Source organism: Massilia genomosp. 1 (genome assembly GCF_011682185.1).
Taxonomy (GTDB): Bacteria; Pseudomonadota; Gammaproteobacteria; order Burkholderiales; family Burkholderiaceae_D; genus Telluria_A; species Telluria_A rubra.
Window position 1 is genome coordinate 1 of record NZ_WHJF01000340.1, and the last position, 714, is coordinate 714.

General features: G+C 58.8%; 1 protein-coding gene. It reads left to right on the plus strand.

The window, feature by feature from the left end:
* The first annotated feature begins 307 nt into the window (after window positions 1–307).
* Entirely contained in the window at window positions 308–595 is a 288-nt protein-coding gene (locus F1735_RS33960) for a DUF378 domain-containing protein (protein WP_167241444.1), read from the plus strand.
* Window positions 596–714 lie beyond the last annotated feature (119 nt).

A 714-nucleotide genomic window follows, 5' to 3' on the forward strand; every position in this document is an offset into this window, starting at 1 on the left:
TTAGCGCGAGGACATCGCGTCTTAGCCTGTGGAGAGTCGGCGCAGTCAGGCCGCTCGATGAAGCAGGAACCCACCGAAGCGACCCGTAGATCATCACGCGGCGCCGTAGGAATCCCCTTCCTTTAGGAAGGGAAGGATGTCAAGCTCTTTTCGCTCATGGGCGAACTCCTTGGATGGGTGGACTCGTCCATCACCATACCCGAAGCGCGGCGCGCGCGTCGGCCTGTACGATCGCGCAAACTTTCTGCCCCGGTTTGCTGTCCTACAGGGACGCCACCGCTCTGGTGGAACCTACAAGGAGGCAATAATGGCAACAATGAACGCACCCGCAAACGAACGCCGCCACATCCCCGAACGGCGCAACGGCAGCATCATCCTGGACGCAACCCACTTTTCAGCCCTCGACATGGCCGCGATGGTGCTGATGATTGTCGGCGGTATCAACTGGGGCCTGGTCGGGGCCTTCGGCTTCGACCTGGTGGCCGCCCTGTTGGGCGAGCGCACCATCTGGTCGCGCCTGGTGTATGCGCTTGTCGGCATCGCAGCGCTGTATGCTATTTACGTGCTGGGCAAGATGGCCGCGCGCAGCCGCTAGCCTGAATTTTGCACAAAAAAGGGCAAGAATGCCGTAAGTGATTGATAGAATGGGAGTTATCTAAAAACCTACCCTATCAGCACGAACACACCTTGCCCGACATGAATTCTACCCCAGAG